The following is a 14,460-nucleotide window of genomic DNA, read 5'->3' as shown; positions in this document are numbered from 1 at the left end:
CGTCAGAAGAACGTATGCAGGAGGTCGACGACCCGTGGAGATGACGCGTCGGCGTCATCGATCACCGGGATGAGCCGCCACTTGTCGAACGCGGTACACGGGTGCGACAGGCCCAACCGCACCACCGAACCCACCGGCAGCGCGGTTCCGGCAGGCAGGCGCAGGAACGTGTGCTGATCGTTGAGCGCGGAGACCGTCGCCGCCGGGTCGACTGCCGAAGCTTCCTTTCCCACAACATATTGCGGCACCGGAAGGCCCTCGTCATAGGGCAGGTCGCGCTTGCCCGCGTCCAGCAGCGCCAACTCCGGCTCCGGACGGGAGACGGTGCGCGCCCAGCCGTGCATGGCCGAACGCAGCGGCGTCGCACTGCGCGACGCGGCGAACGGCGAGATGCCCGAGTAGAAGCCGTCGTCGTGGATGATGTAGGCCCCGGAGCGCAGCACGACCGAGGTCGGAACACCCTGCGCGCCTTGCTCATCGGCGAGACCGGCCAGCCGTTCGACGACCAGGTCCTGGTAGGCACTGCCACCCGCGGTCACGATCGCGCCGTCCGGATACTGTCCGGCGGCGGCGAGCTCGCGATGCAGGCGGGCGAGTTGGTCGAGGTAATGCCGCACCGTCTCGGTGGCGTCGGCGGTGCGGTCGTGCGCGAGCGCGCCCTCATAGCCGCCCACACCGGCGAGCGTCAGCCGCTGTGCGCCGGTGATTGCCGCCGCGACGGCGTGCGCCTCTTCGATGGTCCGCGCACCGGTACGACCATGTGGCCCACCGAGTTCGACGAGTACCCGTACCTTCGCCGAGCCCGGCGCGGACCGCAGGTGCTCGTCCATCAGCTCGATCGTCTCGACGCTGTCCGCCCAGCAGACGAACTCGAAAGCCGGATTCTCGGCCAATTCGGCCGCCACCCAGTGCAATCCGACCGGATCGACCAGCGCGTTGGCCAGCAGCACCCGGCCGACGCCGAAGGATCGCGCCACCTGCACCTGCCAGATGGTAGCCAGCGTGATACCCCAGCACCCCGCGGCCAGCTGCTGTGCCCACAGCTGCGGTGACATGGTGGTCTTGCCGTGCGGCGCGAGCTGCACACCTGCGGCACTTGCCCATTCGGCCATGACGGCGATGTTCGCCGCGACGGCGGACCGGTCGATGGTGAGCAGCGGCGTCTCGAACTGGTCGAGACTCGGTGCGGTGGCGAGGAATTCGCGCACGGTGCGCCCCCAGGCGGCCGGCGGCAGCCCTTTGTGCTCGGGACCGATCTTCCGGTCTCCGAGTCCTGCTACGACGTCTTCGTCGATCGCCACGGCATTCCTTCCCAGCGAATTCACCTCATTATGCATAGCGTATTGCTATTGCATATTTTGCAATGCTTGTTGCGCATCGTGTTTCGTGTGGTTATTCTGCACGGGATGGCCGGTGGCCGCAAGCACAGAAAGGAGATCGGTGTGACGTGGCCTACGTCGACCCGCTCGAGGGCGGTAACCGTCGGCGAGGGACTCGCGGTGCTGGTGGCGCAGCCGGGACCGCTGGAGGAATCAGAGAGCTTCGAACGGACCGCGGGCGGCGCGGAGGCGAACGTGGCCACCGTGCTGCGCCAGCTCGGTGTCGACACCGCGTGGCTGTCCCGAGTCGGCGACGACGGGTTCGGCCGATATCTCGTCACACACCTGGCGGCCCACGGCGTCGACGTGTCGGCGGTCGTCACCGATCCCGGCAGACCGACCGCCGTGTATGTCAAGGAGCGCGGCAGCGGCTCGGGCAAGGCCACCGATCTGGCCGACCGGGCGAGCCGCATGCTCTATTACCGGACGGGCTCGGCGGCGAGTGCGCTCTCCCCGGCCGATCTCGCGGCGACCGCGGCGGCCGAGCTGCTCGCGCAATGCCGCCTGATCCACTTCACCGGGATCACCACCGCACTCTCGGAGTCGGCGACCGGCCTCACCGAGGCGCTGCTCGCGCTCCCCCGCGACGGCAGGCTGGTGAGCTTCGACCTGAACTTCCGGCCCGCGCTGTGGGCCGGACGCGGCGAACTGGCCGCCGAGGTGCTCGCGCGCCACGTCCGCGGCAGCGATGTGGTCTTTCTCGGCGCCGACGAGGCCGGTGCGGTGTTCGGCACCGACGACTCCGACGAGCTGCGCGCGCTGTTCCCGGAACCCGCGCAGCTGATCGTCAAGAACGACGCGCACACGGTCACCGGATTCGCCGGTACCGAGCGCGTCGAGGTCCCGGCCCTCGGGCTGGAGATCACCGAACGGATCGGCGCGGGCGACGCGTTCGCCGGCGGCTACCTCGCCGCGTTACTACATGGACGACCGCTGGTGCAGCGGTTGCGATTCGGGCACCTCTGTGCCGCAGCGGCATTGACCGGAACCGGCGACGGTGCCGTGCTGCCCGCACCGGAGATACTGGAGCGACTGGCCAGTGTGGACGAAAACGCCTGGGCCGAGCTGCATTACAACGACAGCGTCAATCAGAATGTGGCCTCATGAGTCACCTTAAAGCTAGCGAGTCGCAGTCATGAGTCAGAGTTTGTCGCGTGCGTTGACCATTCTTGTTGCGCTCGGCGAGGATTCGCGATCGCTGGACCAGCTGGCGACCCAGCTCGGCGTGCACAAGTCGACGGTGCTGCGACTGCTGCAAACGATGGAGGCGCAGCGCTTCGTCACCCACGACAGCCAGCACCGGTACGTGCTCGGGTCGCGGTTGTTCGAACTGGCCAACCGCACCCTGGAGCAGCGCGACGTGCGCACCCTCGCGCGACCGCACCTGAGCGCGTTGAACGCCGACACCAAACAGACGATCCACCTCGCCACCTACGAGTCCGGCGATGTCATCTACATCGACAAGCTCGACGCCACCCAGAGCGTCCGCATGTACTCGCGGGTCGGCCGCCCGGCGCCGCTGCACTGCACCGCCGTCGGCAAGGTGCTGATCTCGGCGCTGCCCCGGTCGGAATGGCGGATCATCGCCGACAAGATCGACTTCCACCCGTTCACCGAACGGACCATCCGCACTCCCGAGCGCTACCTGATCGAGCTGGAAAAGGTTGCCGCGCTTGGTTATGCGGAGGACCACGAGGAACACGAGAGCTTCGTCAACTGCATCGGCGTCCCGGTGCGCAACGGCACCGGCGCGGTGGTCGCCGCGGTCTCCATGTCGGTGCCGGACATGCTGCTCGACCACGACCAGGTGCTGGCCGAACTGCCGCGTGTTCGCGCGGCGGCCGACGCCATCTCCGCCGAGCTCGGCTGGATCCCCGGCCGCGCAACCACATCCACGAAAGGCTGACCATGAGTGAGAAGATCGCCGTCCGCACCACCGACGCGCCCGCACCCGCGCACACGTTCTCCCAGGGCGTGCGCAAGGGGCCGTTCGTGCAGGTCTCTGGACAGGGTCCGGTGGACCCGGTGACCAACGAGTACCTGTACCCGGGTGACGTTGCGGCACAGACCATCCGCACGCTGCAGAATGTGAAGGCGATCGTCGACGCGAGCGGGGCGACGTTCGACGATGTGGTGATGCTGCGCGTCTACCTGACCACCCGCGACGACTTCGGCGCGATGAACGAGGCCTACGGCGAGTTCGTCAACGCCAACACCACCGGTGACGTATTGCCCAGCCGCACCACCGTTTTCACGGGCCTGCCCCGCGCCGAAATGCTCGTCGAGATCGACGCCGTCGCGATCGTCTCCGAGTAGAACAAACGCCTGCGGCGAGGATGTGCACAACGAGCCGCCCCGACCCACGGATGGGTCGGGGCGGCTGTTTCCGCGTCGCGTAGTCAGCCGCGACGCGGGGGTTGGGTTCGGCTGCGGTCCTTAGACTTTGGCAGCCAGTTCACTATCGACAGCAGCTGCGACGTCCTCGTCGTCGTCGCCGGACACGCCGCCACTGAGGACACCCGTGCCGGGGATCGCGGCCAGCAGTTGACGCGTGTACGGGTCGGCGGGCGCGGTGAGGACATCCTCGACCCGACCCTGTTCCACCACCCGGCCGTCCCGCATCACGACGACCTCGTGGGCCAGCGCGCGAACCACGGCCAAGTCGTGCGAGATGAACAGGTAGCTGACGCCGAGCCGCTCCTGCAGTGACGCGAGCAGCGTCAGGATCTGGTCCTGCACAAGCACATCCAGCGCCGACACCGCCTCGTCGCACACGACCAGCTGCGGCTCGATGGCCAGTGCCCTGGCGATCGCGACGCGCTGGCGCTGGCCACCGGACAGCTCGTTCGGGTACCGGTGCGCCATCGCGGCGGGCAGCGCCACCTGCTCCAGCAGTTCCGCGACCCGCTTGCGGCGGGCCTCGCGATCGCCGATGCCGAAGGCGCGCAACGGTTCCGCGATCAGCCGCTCGACCGTCCACATCGGGTCCAGCGAGGCGTACGGGTCCTGGAACACCGGCTGCATCGACAGCCGCGCCGCGCGCAACGGCGCACCGCTGAGCCCGACCATGTCGACACCGTTCAGCTTGATAGTGCCGGAGGTGGCGGTGACCAGGCCGAGCACCATCCGCGCGGTGGTGGTCTTGCCCGAGCCGGACTCGCCGACGATCGCCGTGGTGCGGCCGCGGGCGATCGTGAACGACACGTTGTCGACCGCGCGCAGCACCCCACCGCGACCGCGAATGCGATACTCTTTGCTGATGCCGGAGACCTCGAGAATCGGGGAATCCTTGGCGGGCACCGCATTCGACGGCGTGACGGCGGCGGCTTCGGCGGCGGACACCTTCGCGGTGTCGACCTTCTCCTCGGCCACGGCGTCGTCAACAGCCTTCGAGGCAGCGACCTCGCCGTCGGCAGCCTTCTCGTCGGCAGCGTCGGCGTCTGCCGACTTGCCTTCGGCAACCTTCTCTCCAGCTGCGTCGTCAGCAGCAGTCGCGTCGGCCGACTTGTCGTCCGCAGACTTCTCATCGCCCGCATCGCCAGCAGCCGCCACGTCGGCCGACTTGTCGTCAGCCTTCTCGGCAGCGACTTCGGCACCCTCGTCGTCAGCAGACTTCTCGGCAGCGGCCGCGCTGTCGGTGCCCTCGGCGACTACCTTCTCGGTAACCACTTTGCCGTTACCCTTGGCCGCCTTCTTGACGGCGACCTTGCCGTCGACAGCCTTCTCGTCGATCGCCTGCTCGTCGGCAGCGTTGTCCGCGGCCGCAGTCTCGTCCTCGGCCGACTTCGCGTCGGAATCCGTACCGCCGGTAGCCGTTTCGTCAGCGGCCGCAGCAACGGCCTGATCGGCCGCAACAGCACCCTCGCCGCCATCGGCCTCGCCGACCGCAGCCTTCTCCTCGAGCACCTCATCCACCACAACCGGATCAGCACGCCGCGGCGCGATCAACGCGGGCGCCGCCGCGACCAGCCGCCGCGTGTACTCCTCCTGCGGATCCGTCAGCACCTGCCGCGCGGGCCCGGACTCGACGATCCGCCCGTCCGACATCACCACCACCCGGTCCGCCCGCTCGGCCGCCAGCCCCAGATCATGGGTAACCAGCAGCAACGCGGTGCCGAGCTCCTGCGTCAACTTCTCCAGATGATCCAGGATCTGCCGCTGCACAGTCACATCCAGCGCCGAGGTCGGCTCGTCGGCGATCAGCAGATCCGGCCGGCAGGCCAGGCCGATCGCGATCAGCGCACGCTGCCGCATACCGCCCGAGAACTCGTGCGGGTACTGCCGTGCCCGGCGCGCGGGCTCGGGCAAACCCGCCTGCCCGAGCAGCTCGATCGCCCGTTCCTTCGCCTCGCTGCGCGTGCAGAGCTTGTGTGCCAGCAGGGTTTCCGACACCTGCCGACCCACCCGCGACACCGGGTTCAGGTTGGACATCGGGTCCTGCGGCACCAGCCCGATCTCTTTGCCGCGCAACGCGCGCAGCCGCTTCTCCTCGGCGTGCGTGATGTCCGCACCGCGCCACTTGATGCTGCCGCCGGTCACCCGGCCGGAGCCGGGCAGCAGGCCGATGATCGAGTGCGCCATGGTGGACTTGCCGGATCCGGAGGCACCGACCACCGCGACCCGCTCCCCCGGCTGGATGACCAGGTCCACGCCGTGCACCGCGGTCACGTCACCGAAGGACACCCGCAGATCACTGATCTCCAAAAGTGGTTCTGGCCCACCCGCCACCCGACCGCCGCCCCTCGTGGAATCGCTAGGCGATACTGTATTCATTCGGGCTCCTTCAGCGCCGTGTCTTCGGGTCGAGCGCATCCCGCAGGGCGTCGCCGAAGAGGTTGAATCCCAAGCAGATGAGCGCGAGCGCCACACCGGGGAAGATGCCCGGCCACGGCGTGCGGGTCAGGTACTGCTGTGCGTCGGACAGCATGATGCCGAGGCTCGGCGCGGGCGGCTTGATGCCGAGCCCGAGGAACGACAGGATCGCCTCGCCGATCACCGCGGTCGGCATGATCACCGTGGCCTGCACGATGATCGGCGCCAGCGAGTTGGGCAGGATGTGCTCGCCGAGGATCTTCCAGGACGGCACGTCCATCGTGTTCGCGGCGAGCACGAAGTCGGTCTCCTTGAGCCGCAAGGTTTCCGCGCGGACCACCCGCATCATGATCGGCACCTGGGCGATGCCGAGCGCGATCGCGGCGTCGGCGAGCCCGCCGCCGTTGATCGCGGTCAGCCCGACCGCGAGGATGATGAACGGGAACGCGAGCAGCACGTCGGAGAGCCGGGACAGGATCATGTCCAGCGTCCGCCAGTACCCGGCGAGCAGGCCGAGCGGCACGCCGATGAGCACCGCGCACAGCACCGACAGCACGCCGACCTCGAGCGAGGCGCGGGTGCCGTAGAGCACGCGGGAGAGGATGTCGCGGCCCAGATCGTCGGTGCCCAAAAGGAATCCGACGGTGCCGGGCTGCTGGAACGGGGTCGGGAAGTGCACCTCGCTCGGCGAATACGGGGCGAGCAGCGGCGCGAACACGCCGACGAAGATCACGATCAGCAGCAGCACCCCGCCGACCACGCCGAGCGGGTTGTGCAACAGCTGGCGCAGCACGCGACCGCGCACCGCCGGCGGCGGGGTCTCCAGGGGCTTTTTCTCGACGCCGGGACTTGCCTCGACGACCGGAGTATCGGTAATAGTCACTGCGCCCTCCCGGACACTCGCACGCGGGGGTCGATCACCGTGTACAGCACGTCGACCAGCAGGTTGATCACGATGTAGGACGCGGCGATCACCAGGATGACCGCCTGGATCACCGGGTAGTCGCGGGTGAACACCGAGTCGAGGGTCAGCTTGCCCATGCCGGGCAGGCTGAAGATGCGCTCGGTGACCACCGCGCCCGCGATGAGCCCGCCGAGTTGCAGGCCGACGATCGTGGTGACCACGATCAGGCTGTTGCGCAGGCCGAACCGGAAGATCACCGCGGGGCGGCTGAGCCCCTTGGCCCGCGCGGTGCGGACGAAGTCGGCGGTCAGCGTCTCCACCATCGACGACCTGGTCTGGCGCTGCACCACCGCGGCGTGCGCGAGACCGAGGATGATCGCGGGCAGCGTGAGGAAGTACAGGCCGCGCAGCGGATGCTCGAACGGCGAGACGTACCCGGAAGCGGGGAACCAGTTCAGGTGCACCGACAGATACAGCACCGCGAGGATGCCGACCCAGAAGGTGGGCACCGACAGCGCGGCCAGCGAGAATCCGTTGGCCACCCACTCGGGCCAGCGGCCGCGATACACCGCCGCGATCACGCCGCCGATCACGCCGACCAGCACCGCGATGATCATCGCGTACACCGCGAGCTGCGCGGTCACCGGCAGCGTGGTGCCGATCATGTCGATCACCGGCGTGCCGGTGCGGATCGACCGGCCGAAGTCACCGGTGAGTGCGTGCCAGACGAATTCGAAGTACTGCACCGGCAGCGACCGGTCCAGCCCGAGGTCGGCGCGCACCGCGGCGATGGCCGCCGGATCGGCCTGCTCCCCCGCCATCACCGTGGCGGGATCACCCGGCAGCGCGCGCACCCCGATGAAGATCACGATCGACGCGAGCACCAACGTGACAGCGGACTGCCACAGACGGTGAAACACATACTGCAACATGGATTTTCAGCCCTTCCGATCCGCGACGAACGCGGCTTTGCCGAGCCGGACAGCGCCGTCGGCGTACACCTCGATGCCCGTCACCCATGTCGAGTGCACGGTCAAGTTACGCAGGCGGTAGGTGTAGATAAACGGGTTCTCCCGTGCGATAAACCGCACCGCCTGCTCATAAAGCGCACCGCGTTGCGCGGCGCTCGTACTGTGTGCGGCCCAGCCGAGGAGGTCGTCCAGGGCGGGTGAGTTGTATCCGCTGTAGTTACCGCTCGAGCCGGTGGTCAGGAATCGGGCGGTGTTGCCATCCGGGTCGAGACGGCCCGACCAGCCGAGCAACAGGGCCTCGTAGGTGCCCTTCTTTTGCGCGTCCAACATGGCCGAGTATTCGGTCGGCACGATCCGCAGGTCGAACCCGCCCTGCGCGACACTGTCCCGCAACGCCTCCGCGTACTGGAGATAGTCCTGTGTGTTGGTGACTTGCATCGTGACGGGATACGGCAGTTGCACACCCGCCTCCTGGAGCAGCTCCTTGGATCGTTCCGGGTCGAAGAGCGGGCAGGCAGTACTGGCTCGCGTCGCGTAGGAGGTACGTGGCGCGATCGGTGTGCAGGCAATGTCGTACCAGTTGTGGAATACCTTCTTGACCAGTGACTCCCGATCCGTGGCCAACGAAAACGCCATCCGGACCCGTGGGTCCTTCGCGATGGCGGTGTTGATCGGCTTGACCGGTTTGCCCGCGCCGTCGACATTGCCGATATTGAGATACAGGCCCTGGAAGCCGAACGATCCCGATTGCAGGACGCGTAGTTGCGGCAGCTTGGCCAACCCGTCGATGTCCATCGGTGAGATCGTGTCGCCGACCTGGATGTCACCGGAGCGCAGATTCGCCGCACGCGTCTTCGCATCGGCCACGATCCGATAGGTGATCGAATCGAAGTGCACGTTCTTCGCGTCGTAGTACAGCGGGTCGCGGGCGACGGCGATCGAGGTATTCGGCACCCGCTTGACGAACTTGAACGGCCCGACGCACACCGGATGATCGCCGAAGTTCTTGTCCGACTCCTTCAGCGCGGCAGGCGACATGATCATCCCGGCGCGATCCGCGAGCGCGGCGGTGAGCGGCGCGAACGGCTCTTTATACTTGATCACCACGTGGTTGGAGTCGGCGGCCTCGATCTCGTCGATCGGACCCATCTCGCCGGTGCGCTGCGAGCCTTCCATCTTCCAGTGCCGCCGCAAGCTGGTCTCGACGGCGTCGGCGTTGAACTGGGTGCCGTCGGCGAACTGGATCCCGCTGCGCACCGGAATGGTGACAGTGAGGCCGTCCGACGAGATATCCGGGAGCGCGGTGGCCAACTGTGGCACCAGGTTTCCGGACGCGTCGTTGTCGTAGAGCTTCTCGCAGATCGTGCTCATCACATAGCGCATGTAGAGCGAGCTGGAAGTGGTCGGATCGAGCTTGTCGGGTTCGTTCGACAGGCCCATCACCAGATCACCGCCCTCACGCACCGGCTGCGTGCCTATGGGTGTGCCGTAATCGTCGACGTGCGTTGCGGTCTCGGTGGCGTGTTGCGTCGGTGCGCAGGCAGCGAGGACGGCGGCGACGACACCGAGGACCGCCATCCGAGTGGAGCGAACGAGCATGGGCTACAACATACTTCAACACGCTGCATTTTTCGCCACCACCGTTTCTTTTTGTACATTGTTCTCTTAACCGCCACTGAACGAAATGAAGGCGGGCGGAAATCGATACGGAAAATAGCGGTCCGGCGACTCCGGACCGCTATTCCCGTTCGGTGTTCAGCTATTGCGCTGCGCCGCGCCTTTTCAGCTCTTCGAGTCCGTGAACGCGGCCTTACCGAGGCGGATGACACCGTCGGCGTACGCCTCGATGCCGGTCACCTTCGTGGTGTGCACGGTGAGCACCCGGATTCGGTAGGTGTAGACGTACGGATTGTCCGCCTGGATCAACGCCGTTGTCTTGCCGTACAGCTCGGCACGCTCTTTCGGGTCGGTGGCGCGGGCGGCCTTTCCGAACAAGTCGTCCAGTGCGGGGTTGCTGTATCCGGCGTAATTTCCAGCCGAGCCGGTGGTGAGGAACTTGGCGAGATTCGCGTCCGGATCGAGCCGTCCGGACCAGCCGAGGTAGAGCACCTCGTAGGTGCCGCGCTTCTGCACGTCCAACAGGGTCGCGTACTCGGTGGGCACGATCTTCAGGTCGAATCCGCCTGCCGCGAGGCTCGCCTGCCAGGCCTGTGCATAGCGGAGCTGGTCAGGGGTATTCGTTACTTGCAGCGTCACCGGGTACGGCTGCTGCACTCCGGCCTCGGTGAGCAATTGCTTCGACCGCTGCGGATCATAGGCGGGACAGGCGACTCCGGCTTCGGTCGCGAACGTGCTGCCCGGCACGATGCCTGAGCAGGCCGTCTCGAACCAGTTGTTGAAGACCGTGTCGACCAATGTCTTCCGGTCGGTGGCCAGCGAGAAGGCCAGCCGGACCCGCGGATCCTTCGCGATCGGGGTGTCGATCTGCTTGGTCGGCTTACCAACACCATCGACGTTGCCGATATTGATATAGGCGCCGTTGAAACCGAGCGAACCGGATTGCAGCACTCGCAGGTCCGGGTCCTTGGCCAGCGCGTCGACGTCCTGCGGCGAGATGGTGTCGGCGACCTGAATATCACCCGAGCGCAGATTCGCCGCGCGGATGTTGGCATCGGTGATGATCCGGTAGGTCACCCGGTCGAGGTGCACCTTCTTCGCGTCGTAGTACTGCGGGTCGCGGACCACCTCGATCGAGGTCTGCGGCACCCGCTTGACGAACTTGAACGGCCCGACGCACACCGGGTGATCGGAGAAGTTCTTGCCCTCGTCCTTCGCGAGTTCGACCGGGGACATGATCATTCCGGCCCGGTCGGCGAGCGCGGCGGTGATCGGCGCGAACGGCTTTTTGTAGCGAATCACAACGTGCGTCGGATCGGCGGTCTCGATGGCCGCGACCGGACCCATTTCGCTCGTCCGCTGCGAGCCCTTCATGCTGAAGTGCCGCTGCAGGCTGGTCTGCACCGCGGCTGCGTCGAACGGAGCGCCGTCGGCGAATTTGACGCCTTCACGCACTGGAATGGTGACCGTCAGCCCGTCTTCGGAAACGGTCGGCAGCGCGGTGGCCAACTGCGGCACCAGGTTTCCGGACGAGTCGTTGTCGTAGAGCTTCTCGCAGATCGAGTTCATCACGAAACGCGTGTACAACGAACTGGAGGTAGTCGGGTCGAGCTTGTCGGGTTCGGAGGAGAGGCCCATCACCAGGTCGCCGCCTTCACGTACCGGCTGCGATCCCACGGGTGTGCCGTAATCATCTGTGTGCGTTGCCGTTCCAGCGGGGTGCTGTACGGGTGCGCAGGAGGCGATGGCGACGGCGGTTACGCCGAGCACCAGCATCCGTGTGAAGCGAGCGAGCATGCGCTACAAGATACTTCAACGTTTCGCACTTTTCTCGGCGGGTATTCGTTTTCGTAGATTGTTCTTGTTTGCGTCATCGGATCAATCAAAGCGAACTTATCAATGACACGACAAATAGCGGTCCGGCGCATCCGGACCGCTATTCTCCGCTTAAATATTCAGTTATCGTCCCGCGGCGTAGCCCTGCATGCCACGGGGATTGGCTCCAGCTGAAAGTACACCGTTCTCCCGGTCGCGAGCTACCGCGCACAACCGGCCTTCCGACCACGGCGGGCCCACCGTCACGCGATGACCGCGTCGTTCCAGGTCGGAGATCACCTCGGTGCCGATCCGCGACTCGACGATCACCGCACCCGGGCTCATCGCCCGCGGATAGAACGAGCCCGGGAAACTTTCCTGATGCCAGTTCGGTGCATCGATCGCGCCCTGCAGATCGAGGCCGCCGCGCACTTTCTCGCGCATCGCCACGGCGAGGAAGAAATGCAGGCTCCACTGATCCTGTTGATCGCCACCCGGCGTACCGAAAGCCATCACCGCCTCGCCGTCGCGCAATGCCAGCGACGGGCTGAGCGTGGTGCGCGGGCGGCGGCCCGGTGCGAGCGAATTGGGCAGGCCCGGTTCCAGCCAGGCCATCTGTAGTCGGGTGCCGAGCGGGAAACCGAGCTCGGGTACCACCGGATTGGACTGCAGCCAGCCGCCACTGGGCGTCGCCGCGATCATATTGCCCCAGCGGTCCACGATATCGAGCTGACAGGTGTCGCCGCGGGTAGCACCGGAGGTGGCCACCGTCGGCTCGCCCGCACCCAGCGGAACGTCAACGGCGTCAACGGAATTGGTCTGCACGTAGCCGCTCAGGCGGGGCCGCTGGCCGTCCGGGCTGCCCGGGCGCAGATCGAAGGAGGCCTGCGGGCCGATCAGCGCGCTGCGCTGCGCGTTGTACCAAGGCGAAAGCAGCGTCGCGAGCGAGACCTGGGTGCTGTCGCCGTACCAGGCCTCACGGTCGGCCATCGCGAGCTTCGAGCCCTCGATCAGCGTGTGGTAGTACTCCGGCGTGCCGTACTCCAGCCGTTCCGGCAGCAGTGCCAGCTGTTGCAGCATGACCGGGCCCTGGCTCCACAGACCCGGCTTCGCGACAGTCCAGCCGTTCCAGGTGTAGGTGACCGGATTCTCGTACGACGCACTGAAATTCGCGAGGTCGTCGCCGGTCAGCGTGCCGACGTGCCGCTCGCCGGAGGTGTCCATGGTCGGCCGCGCGGACGCGGCGACCAATGCCTCGGCGATGAAACCCTCACGCCAGATGCGGCGCGCGGCCTCGATCTGGGCGTCCCGATCCGCGCTCGCGGCCTCGGCCTCGGCGATCAACCGTCGCCAGGTCGCGGCGAGCACCGGGTTGCGCAACAAAGCGCCTGCGGCGGGCGCCTTTCCGTCACGCAGGTAGAGCTCTGCGGAGGTGGTCCACTCGTTCTCGAACAGCTCGGCCACCGTTTCGACGGTCTCGCCGATCCGCTCGACCGCGGGATGGCCGCGCTCGGCATTGCCGATCGCGTACGACAGCACCTCGGCGAGGCGCTTGGTGCCGTGATCGCGCAGCAGCACCATCCACGCATCGAACGCGCCGGGCACGGCTGCGGCCAGCGGACCGGTGCCGGGCACCAGATCCAGGCCGAGCGCGTTGTAGCGCGCGATGGTGGCCCCGGCCGGCGCCGGACCCTGGCCGCACAGCACACGGGGGGGCAGCCCCGCGGGCGCCAGGATGATCGGCACTTCGCCGGCCGGGCCGTTCAGATGTGGCTCGACCACGTGCAACACGAACCCCGCGGCGACCGCCGCGTCGAACGCGTTACCGTCGTCCTCGAGGACCGCCATCGCGGCGGCCGAGGCGAGCCAGTGGGTTGACGACACCATCCCGAAGGTGCCCTGCAAGGTGGGACGCGTGGTGAACACCTGCCGAGTATCTCCCGCAAACGGTACGTACGTCCAAGACATCTATGGCACCAAACCGATAGCCTATGGTTATGGAACGCAGGCAGCTGGAGTACTTCGTCGCCATCGTCGAGCACGGCGGGTTCACCCACGCCGCGCGGGCGTTGCGGGTAGCCCAGCCGTCGCTGTCGCGGGCGATCGGCAAGCTGGAGCGGGAGCTGGGGGTCGCCCTGTTCCACCGGGTCGGCCGCAACGCCGTGCTCAGCAATGCCGGGGAATTCATGGCCGATCGAGCGCGGCAGGTACTGCGCGATCTGGATGCGCTGCGGGCCGCCGCGCAGGCGGTCGGCGAAGGCGTGGTCGGGCGGGTGGATGTGGCGGCCACCTCGTCCTCCACGCTGGAACCGGTGATCAGCACCATCGCCGAACTGCGCGAGCATCACCCCGGTCTGACGGTCGGCACGTGGTCGGCGCTGTCGGCCGCCGAAGTGGTCGCCATGGTGTTGCGTGGACGCTGCGAAGCGGGCGTTTGCGGTAGCGCGGAGCGACCCGCGGGCCGCGGTTTGGTGGCGCATCACCTGCGCGACGAACAGTTCCTGCTCGTCGCGCCGCCCGGCACGAAGATCGGCACCGATGGCACAGTTACGCCAGAAGACCTGCGCGGCATGAGCTTTGTGATCACCCAGCCCGCCACCGCCGTCCGGGCCCGATTCGACCGGCTCGCGGCCACCGTCGGCGATCTGCACATCGCCGCCGAGGTCGGCGATCGCAGCGTGGTGCTGCCGATGGTGCTGCGCGGCATCGGTTCCGGCCTGATGCCCGACGGCTGGCACGACCTCGCGGTACGTGCGGGCGCCGAGGTCTACCGGTTCGATCCACCGGAGAAACTCCCCCAGTGGCTCGTACACCGCGGCGGCCCCCTGACCGCCGCAGCCCAAGCCTTCGTCGACACCACGTTGTCCCAGGCCAGCCGCGCCCGCTCGACCGCCTGAGCGGCACCACTTCTGACACACGCACGCGTGTCAAGTCGCGGTGCGCGACGTCAGAAGGCGTGCAG

General features: G+C 67.1%; 11 protein-coding genes and 1 pseudogene. 4 read left to right on the top strand and 8 right to left on the bottom strand.

The window, feature by feature from the left end:
• Window positions 1-2: 2 nt before the first annotated feature.
• Window positions 3-1,337 (bottom strand): alanine racemase, encoded by a 1,335-nt coding sequence (locus tag ACFWF1_RS17680; RefSeq protein ID WP_379288954.1) that lies wholly within the window; start codon window positions 1,335-1,337, stop codon window positions 3-5.
• Between the two features lie 105 nt (window positions 1,338-1,442).
• Between ACFWF1_RS17680 and ACFWF1_RS17675 the strand changes: the two genes are divergently transcribed.
• Genes ACFWF1_RS17675 through ACFWF1_RS17665 form a run of 3 tightly spaced genes read left to right on the top strand, consistent with a single transcriptional unit; the run spans window position 1,443 to window position 3,695 of the window.
• Complete coding sequence (locus ACFWF1_RS17675) at window positions 1,443-2,486, top strand: sugar kinase (protein WP_379288956.1); 1,044 nt, start codon at window positions 1,443-1,445, stop codon at window positions 2,484-2,486.
• Window positions 2,487-2,514: 28 nt separating this feature from the next.
• A complete protein-coding gene (locus tag ACFWF1_RS17670) occupies window positions 2,515-3,285 on the top strand; it encodes an IclR family transcriptional regulator (RefSeq protein ID WP_379288958.1) in 771 nt (256 codons plus the stop codon).
• Window positions 3,286-3,287: 2 nt separating this feature from the next.
• Window positions 3,288-3,695 (top strand): RidA family protein, encoded by a 408-nt coding sequence (locus tag ACFWF1_RS17665; RefSeq protein WP_357391438.1) that lies wholly within the window; start codon window positions 3,288-3,290, stop codon window positions 3,693-3,695.
• Window positions 3,696-3,815: 120 nt separating this feature from the next.
• On the opposite strand, the gene ACFWF1_RS17660 is transcribed toward ACFWF1_RS17665, so the two are convergent.
• The 7 genes and pseudogenes from ACFWF1_RS17660 to ACFWF1_RS17630 form a co-directional block, all read right to left on the bottom strand.
• Window positions 3,816-5,327, bottom strand: coding sequence for an ABC transporter ATP-binding protein (locus tag ACFWF1_RS17660; RefSeq protein ID WP_379322194.1), 1,512 nt, complete (start codon window positions 5,325-5,327; stop codon window positions 3,816-3,818).
• Window positions 5,301-6,152 (bottom strand): annotated as a pseudogene (locus ACFWF1_RS17655) (ABC transporter ATP-binding protein); the annotation flags it as partial. The pseudogene ACFWF1_RS17655 and the gene ACFWF1_RS17660, both read right to left, overlap by 27 nt.
• A gap of 10 nt (window positions 6,153-6,162) precedes the next feature.
• Window positions 6,163-7,074, bottom strand: coding sequence for an ABC transporter permease (locus tag ACFWF1_RS17650; RefSeq protein ID WP_379288960.1), 912 nt, complete (start codon window positions 7,072-7,074; stop codon window positions 6,163-6,165).
• On the bottom strand, window positions 7,071-8,015 hold the full coding sequence (locus tag ACFWF1_RS17645; RefSeq protein ID WP_379288962.1) for an ABC transporter permease: 945 nt from the start codon (window positions 8,013-8,015) through the stop codon (window positions 7,071-7,073). The genes ACFWF1_RS17650 and ACFWF1_RS17645 overlap by 4 nt, the downstream gene beginning before the upstream one ends.
• An 18-nt stretch (window positions 8,016-8,033) precedes the next feature.
• Window positions 8,034-9,665 (bottom strand): ABC transporter substrate-binding protein, encoded by a 1,632-nt coding sequence (locus ACFWF1_RS17640; protein ID WP_379288964.1) that lies wholly within the window; start codon window positions 9,663-9,665, stop codon window positions 8,034-8,036.
• Between the two features lie 183 nt (window positions 9,666-9,848).
• Window positions 9,849-11,480 carry an ABC transporter substrate-binding protein gene (locus tag ACFWF1_RS17635; RefSeq protein ID WP_379288965.1) on the bottom strand — a complete coding sequence of 544 codons (1,632 nt, stop codon included), beginning with the start codon at window positions 11,478-11,480 and terminating at the stop codon, window positions 9,849-9,851.
• A gap of 162 nt (window positions 11,481-11,642) precedes the next feature.
• Complete coding sequence (locus ACFWF1_RS17630; protein ID WP_379288967.1) at window positions 11,643-13,424, bottom strand: gamma-glutamyltransferase family protein; 1,782 nt, start codon at window positions 13,422-13,424, stop codon at window positions 11,643-11,645.
• Window positions 13,425-13,495: 71 nt separating this feature from the next.
• Between ACFWF1_RS17630 and ACFWF1_RS17625 the strand changes: the two genes are divergently transcribed.
• Window positions 13,496-14,395, top strand: a complete 900-nt coding sequence (locus tag ACFWF1_RS17625) for a LysR family transcriptional regulator (protein ID WP_379288969.1) — start codon at window positions 13,496-13,498, stop codon at window positions 14,393-14,395.
• Window positions 14,396-14,460: the final 65 nt, after the last annotated feature.

The sequence above is a fragment of the Nocardia sp. NPDC060255 genome (genome assembly GCF_042727395.1).
GTDB lineage: Bacteria > Actinomycetota > Actinomycetes > Mycobacteriales > Mycobacteriaceae > Nocardia.
The sequence above is the reverse complement of the archived record's forward strand: the minus strand, read 5'-3'. Positions and strand labels throughout refer to the sequence as shown.